Genomic DNA, 6,828 nt, shown 5'->3' on the forward strand with positions numbered 1-6,828 from the left:
CCCGCAGCAATCCTTCATCACATGAAAGCTAAAATAATAGTAACAGGTCTCATTTTATTTTTGTTTTGTACAACAAAAATCAGCGCGCAGGAAGTCTTAACTATCGAAGACGCCATGAAGATCGCATTAGAGAATAATTTCGAAATTAAAATTGCCAAAAACAACTCTAAAATAAGCGAAACCAATGTAACAGTTGGAAATGCGGGAATGTTGCCAACTGCTACCGCTTCGGTTACAGACAACAACAGCGTTACAAACTCGTCACAAACGCGTCAGGACGGAACTTCTACTTCCTTAAGAAATGCCAAAAACAATAGTTTGGCTTACGGAGTAAGTCTGGGCTGGACCGTTTTTGACGGAATGAAAATGTTCGCCCGACTAGATCAGCTTAAAGAATTGCAAAAACTAGGTGATTCTGAGTTAAAAAGAACCGTACTTGTAAAAATTGGTCAGGTAAACACTGCTTACTTTGATTTGGTACAGCAACAACAGCAATTATCGGCACTGGATACCACAATCGTAATTTCGAAACAAAGACTTACGCTGGCACAAAATCGCTTTAGTATCGGAAAAGCCTCCAAACTGGAAGTTTTAAACGCTCAGGTGGATTTAAATTCTGATCAGGTTGCTTTATTGAGACAGAAAGAATCTTATGCTAACGCTAAAATTTTATTGAATCAATATTTAGCCCGTGATGCCAAAATAAACTTTACCGTAACAAATGTAGTTTCTGTAGACAATAAACTTGTTTTGGTTGATTTAATAGAATTGGCACAAAAGCAAAATCCTGCTTTAGAAGCACAAATTATCAACAAACGTATCGCTGAACTTCAATTAAAACAGGTCAAAGCCGATCGTTATCCGGTAGTAAACCTTACTTCAGGATACAACTTTAATGAAAGTCAGTCCAGTCTTGGATTTACAAGTCAAAACTCTTCCAAAGGTTTTAACTATGGTTTTAATGCCACTTTAAATGTATTTGACGGTTTTAATCAGCACCGAAATGAGAAAGTAGCCAAATTACAGATCGAAAATTCGCAGATAGCTATAGAGCAGCAAAACATGATCTTAAATACACAATTAAGCACTGCTTTTCAAACATATTTAACCAATCTGGAGTTGATTGGACTGGAAGAGGATAACGTAACCATTGCAAAGCAGAATTTAGATATTACTTTAGATAAATTCAGAATCGGAACCATTACCACTCTTGATTTCAGAACAGCTCAGTTGAATTATGTAAATGCCAAAGTACGTTATAGCAACGCACAATTTCAGGCAAAATTATCTGAAATTGCCTTGAAAGAATTAGCCGGAAATATTAATTTTTAAAGTAAATTTGTTTTAAAACAAGTTCAAATGATTTCATACAACACCAAAGATTGGTTCACTTTTATCTTTCATTTTCATAAATCGGATACCGTTAGAAAACTGCTTCCAATCATGATTGCTATCGGAATTTACTCTTCGATAGTGGGGTATCTTGAAGTCTCTTATTTTAAAATTGGTAAAAACGATTACATCCATAACATCCCGATCATGCACGGGATGTTGGGCTTTGTAATATCCTTATTATTAGTTTTCAGAACCAACACTGCTTACGATCGTTGGTGGGAAGGCCGAAAACTATGGGGAGGCCTTGTCAATAACAGCCGAAATCTCGCCATCAAACTTTCGGCAATGCTGAAGGAAGAAAACGATCGAAAATTCTTCCGAAAATTTATTCCGGCCTACGCTTCTGTTTTGCACAAACACCTGCATGATTCTGACACAGGAAAGCAGCTTTTTGAAGATGTTGATTTGGAAATTGATCATCATAAGCACAAACCAAATCAGGTTAAAAAACTGATGTTTCAGAAAATCAATGATCTTTACGAAGCAAAAAAAATTAGTGGAGACCAACTCATAATCTTAAATGAGGAATTACAGTCTTTTACAGATATCTGCGGTGCCTGTGAAAGAATTAAAAACACGCCTATTCCCTACTCTTACAGTGCTTTTATCAAAAAATTTATCTTCTTTTACACGATGACATTACCTTTTGGTTATTCTGTAAGCCTGGGATATTATGTGGCTCCGGTTGTCGTTTTCATTTTCTATGTGCTGGCAAGTTTGGAACTTATTGCAGAAGAAATCGAAGATCCGTTTGGAGATGACGAAAATGATCTGCCAACAAAAAAGATCTCGGAAAACATCAAAAAACACATTGAGGAAATTATCTGATTCGACTGAATATTAAGCACTTATAAATAGCTACCGCAATCATTAGATAACTAGCATAATCAATTAATACATAAACATTCAACACATAGAGACATAGTTCTTAATGCTGAAAAAGTCGTTTCACTTAAAATAAAACGCATATCACTATGTGAAAGAAATACATTTCTGTTCTATTACCTTATTTAAATAATGCAAATCTATATTTCTATGTGTTAAAATTTTTAGTGCGCAAACATCGGAATTTGTTTCTAACACATAGAGGCATAGTTCTAAACGCTTAAAAAGTCGTTTCCCTTGAAATAAAACGCATAACACTATGCGAAAGAAATATATTTCTCTTTTATAACCTCTTTTAAATAATACAAATCTATGTTTCTATGTGTTAAAAATTTTAACGCTCCAACATCAGAACCTATATTCTAACACATAGAAACATAGTTTTTGCATACAAAAAGAATCTATTTCTCCCATATAACACTTTGCGGTTTATTTTATAAAAAACCTTATTTGAAAGTAAAGAACTATACTTTTATGTGTTAAAAAGAAGACTTAGCATTCTAAACTATCCGTCTGAAAAAACAGTCTGAAAAAAGCAAATAAATTGTTTCTTACTACAATGTGCAATTCTTATATTTGTAACCTCATACAAGAACAAAAAAAGTCAACATGAAAATATCTTACAATTGGTTAAAACAATTTATAAAAACGGACTGGCCATCTGATCAAACCTCGGAATTACTAACAGATTTAGGGCTTGAAGTAGAAGTTGTCGAAAAATACCAATCGATTAAAGGCGGTTTACAAGGTGTTGTTGTTGGACATGTGTTGACTTGCGAAAAACATCCTGATGCCGACAGATTAAAAGTTACAACTGTAAATATTGGTTTAGAAGCGCCTATACAAATTGTTTGTGGCGCTGCTAACGTTGCTGCGGGGCAAAAAGTACCTGTTGCTACGATAGGAACTGTTTTATACGATAAAGATGGTGCTGAGTTTACCATTAAAAAAGGAAAGATCCGCGGAATGGAAAGCCACGGAATGATTTGTGCCGAAGATGAATTAGGTTTAGGAACAAGTCATGACGGAATTATGGTTTTGGCTGAAAATTTAGTTCCCGGAACTGCTGCTTCAGAAGTTTTTAAAGTTGTTAATGACGAAGTTTTCGAAATAGGTTTAACTCCAAACCGTGCAGATGCGATGAGTCACCTGGGTACAGCCCGTGATTTAAGAGCGGGAATGCTTCAACGCGGTGTAAATATTGAGTTAATTACTCCTTCTGTGAGTAACTTCAGAGTAGACATGCGTACTTTAAAAATTGATGTTAATGTTGAAGAACCTCTTTTAGCACCAAGATACTGCGGAGTAACTATTTCAGGAATTTCTGTAAAAGAATCCCCGGCATGGTTACAAGATCGTCTGAAAGCTATTGGACTGACTCCAAAAAATAATATTGTCGATGTTACTAATTATGTTTTACACGAATTAGGACAGCCTTTGCATGCGTTTGATGCTGCAAAAATCAACGGAAAAGTAATTGTAAAAACGCTTCCTGAAGGAACTAAGTTTGTGACTTTAGACGATGTTGAAAGAACTTTACACAAAGAAGATCTGATGATCTGTGATGAAAAAGGACCACTTTGTATCGCAGGAGTTTTTGGAGGTAAAAAATCGGGAGTAACAGAAGGAACAACCACTGTATTCTTAGAAAGTGCTTATTTTGATGCCGTAAGCGTGCGTAAAACTGCTAAAAGACACGGACTAAACACAGATGCTTCTTTTAGATTTGAAAGAGGTATTGATCCAACGATTACTGAATATGCTTTAAAACGCGCTGCCCTTTTAATTCAGGAAGTAGCCGGAGGAAAAATCACTTCTGACGTTATAGAAGTATACCCTAAGAAAGTAGAAGATTTTTCAGTTTTATTGAATTTCAGTCATGTTTCAAAAATTATCGGACAGGAGATTCCAAAAGATACTATCAAAAAAATTCTGGTTTCTTTAGATATAAAAGTAAATAGCGTTTCAGATTCAGGTTTGGGTTTAACTATCCCTGCCTATCGTGTAGACGTGCAGCGTGAAATTGACGTAATCGAGGAAATTCTGAGAGTTTACGGATACAACAACATTAATTTTTCTAAAAAATTCAATGCTACCGTATCTAACGCTCCAAGAACAGAAGATTATAAAGTTCAAAATGTAATTGCGTCTCAATTGAACTCGCAAGGTTTTCACGAGATGATGGCCAACTCTTTAACTACAGCTGCTTATGCAAAATTATCAACTGTTTTAAAAGAAGAGCACAATGTTAGCATACTTAACCCTTTAAGCAGTGACTTGTCGACTATGCGTCAATCTTTATTGTTTTCAGGTTTAGAGGCTATTTCATACAACATCAACAGAAAGAACTCTGATTTAAAATTATTTGAATTCGGAAAATCGTATCATAAATACCTTAACGGATACGAGGAGCACAAACACCTTACTTTGTTGATTTCCGGAAACAGAAACAAAGAAAGCTGGACAAATCCTCAAAAAACAACTGATTTCTTTTTATTAAAAGGATATGTAAAAGGAGTATTGTCGCGTTTGGGAATTGATAAAATCACCAATGCACCTGTACAATCAGATGTTTTCTCGGAAGGAACGGCAATTTGTTACAATAACGAAACTTTAGTAGAAACGGGAGTCGTTAAAAAGTCAATATTGAAACATTTCGGAATCAAACAGGATGTTTATTTTGCTGATTTCAACTGGGATTTGATTCTAAAAATCATTACCGGAAAAATTAAGTATACCGAAATTCCAAAATATCCTGAAGTTCGCAGAGATTTAGCGTTATTGATTGACAAAAACACGACGTACGAGAGTATTTTTAACCTTGCTAAACAAACAGAGAAATCTCTTTTAAAAGACATCAACTTATTTGATGTTTATGAAGGTAGTAAGCTTCCGGAAGGTAAGAAATCATATGCTTTGAGTTTTACCATTCAGGACAATACAAAAACGCTTACAGACGTTCAAATCGACAAAATTATGTCGAAATTGCAGCAAACTTTCGAAACTGAACTTGGAGCAACTTTAAGATAAGTTTTTAAAAAATACAATTTTTAAAATTCCAAATCCCAATTCTTAATTTATTTTAGAATTGGGATTTTTTTTTACCTGTATTTAGATTTTAACCTTTAAGATTTTTGAATTCAGATCTCAAACTAGATAAAATCAACAACTTCACCCCGTTCAGTAATACAAAATAAAAAATCGTTAATCGTTAATCTTTATTCTTAAATCTTTATTCTTAAATCTTTATTCTTTAATCTTTATTCTTTAATCTTCATTCTAGAAGCAAATCAATAAGTGATTGCGGCAAAAATGGGATGTTTGCTTATTTTTTCCCTTCCGTTCAAAAAACTGAGCTCCATCAGAAAGTTGCATTGTACAATCTCCCCTCCTAGTTGTTCTACCAATTCACAAACAGCTTTTGCGGTTCCGCCTGTTGCTAAAACATCGTCGTGAATCAAAACCCTGTCCCCTTTCTTTATGGCGTCTGTATGGATCTCTAAACTATCGGTACCATATTCGAGTTCGTAGGAAGCCGAAATCGTGTCGTACGGCAGCTTATTTGGCTTTCTTACGGGAACAAACCCTGCATCCAGTTCCTGCGCCAGTAAAATCCCAAAGAAAAAGCCCCGACTTTCAGCACCTACTACTTTATCGATTTTTTGTCCTTTTAAGGATTCTGCCAGAACAGAAACCGCCTTTTTCCTTGCAATGGGGTCATTTAACAACGGAGTGATGTCTTTGAATAAAATTTCTTTTTTTGGAAATCCTTGAATATCACGTATATAATTTTCGATCTGCATTTTTTTTAATTTTTATGTTATTTTATACTTGTATATCTCGCATTTATGTCTATCTTTGCACCCGCAAACAGCAATCAACAAAGCTACTAAAAAATAGCTTATTGAAAAATAAAAAAGGCCTCGTGGCGCAACTGAATAGCGCACTTGATTACGGCTCAAGAGGTTACTGGTTTGAATCCAGTCGAGGTCACAAAAAAATCCCATTTCTTACGAAGTGGGATTTTTTTTTTTGTATAATTGTTACTATTTGAGCTATCTGGAATCAATACGCAAACTTGTGGATTTAAAAAATTGGGCATAAGTATTAGTCAATCTAAAAAGAATCAGGTTTAAAAGTTGTGGAGTGTAAAAACAGTATTCTCTTTACCGTAAAGGACTTTAGGAATGATAGTGGCAGCCTTTTGCAATCTTTTAAAGATTTACTTTTTCTTAAAATTTCTTGATTGTAAAAATAATAATTTACAGCTTACCCTATAAGGGAGAAGTATTTGGAATCTGTTGCTCTGTAAGAGCCTTAGCAGTAACATGGTACGAAGTGCCATAGATACTGGTGAGCACTTCTTTAAGCCCTGTAAGGGCGAAAGCACAACCCAAAAAGCACATATCTTATTATATGACATTTCCGAAAGTTAGCAACTTTTAATCAAGATATTATGCTTTGTTTATAACTGCTTATGCCCCTTCAGGGCATTATGATTCATTATCTTAATTTATAGTGCGTTGCACTATTTTTATGCTTTTGGGC

4 protein-coding genes and 1 tRNA gene are annotated in these 6,828 nt (G+C 34.8%); 4 read left to right on the forward strand and 1 reads right to left on the reverse strand.

What is annotated here, in order from left to right:
• Positions 1 to 21 precede the first annotated feature (21 nt).
• The 3 genes from FLA105534_RS10515 to pheT all read left to right on the forward strand — a co-directional run bounded on the left by FLA105534_RS10515 (position 22) and on the right by pheT (position 5,310).
• A complete protein-coding gene (locus FLA105534_RS10515; RefSeq protein WP_173966082.1) occupies positions 22 to 1,332 on the forward strand; it encodes a TolC family protein in 1,311 nt (436 codons plus the stop codon).
• A 27-nt stretch (positions 1,333 to 1,359) separates the two neighbouring features.
• Positions 1,360 to 2,223 carry a bestrophin family protein gene (locus FLA105534_RS10520; RefSeq protein WP_173966083.1) on the forward strand — a complete coding sequence of 288 codons (864 nt, stop codon included), beginning with the start codon at positions 1,360 to 1,362 and terminating at the stop codon, positions 2,221 to 2,223.
• Between the two features lie 666 nt (positions 2,224 to 2,889).
• Positions 2,890 to 5,310 (forward strand): phenylalanine--tRNA ligase subunit beta, encoded by a 2,421-nt coding sequence (gene pheT, locus FLA105534_RS10525; protein WP_173966084.1) that lies wholly within the window; start codon positions 2,890 to 2,892, stop codon positions 5,308 to 5,310.
• 260 nt (positions 5,311 to 5,570) lie between these two features.
• Here pheT and FLA105534_RS10530 read toward each other — a convergent pair whose 3' ends face one another.
• Positions 5,571 to 6,083, reverse strand: a complete 513-nt coding sequence (locus FLA105534_RS10530) for an adenine phosphoribosyltransferase (protein ID WP_173966085.1) — start codon at positions 6,081 to 6,083, stop codon at positions 5,571 to 5,573.
• Positions 6,084 to 6,199: 116 nt separating this feature from the next.
• On the opposite strand from FLA105534_RS10530, the gene FLA105534_RS10535 reads away from it, so the two are divergent.
• Positions 6,200 to 6,273, forward strand: a tRNA-Arg gene (locus FLA105534_RS10535).
• The last annotated feature ends 555 nt before the right edge of the window (positions 6,274 to 6,828 follow it).

It is taken from the genome of Flavobacterium collinsii (genome assembly GCF_902804485.1).
Taxonomy (GTDB): Bacteria; Bacteroidota; Bacteroidia; order Flavobacteriales; family Flavobacteriaceae; genus Flavobacterium; species Flavobacterium collinsii.

Coding starts and splice junctions, on each gene's coding strand:
- FLA105534_RS10515 (WP_173966082.1), top strand. CDS start 22: ATGAAAGCTAAAATAATAGTAACAGGTCTCATTTTATTTTTGTTTTGT.
- FLA105534_RS10520 (WP_173966083.1), top strand. CDS start 1,360: ATGATTTCATACAACACCAAAGATTGGTTCACTTTTATCTTTCATTTT.
- pheT (WP_173966084.1), top strand. CDS start 2,890: ATGAAAATATCTTACAATTGGTTAAAACAATTTATAAAAACGGACTGG.
- FLA105534_RS10530 (WP_173966085.1), bottom strand. CDS start 6,083: ATGCAGATCGAAAATTATATACGTGATATTCAAGGATTTCCAAAAAAA.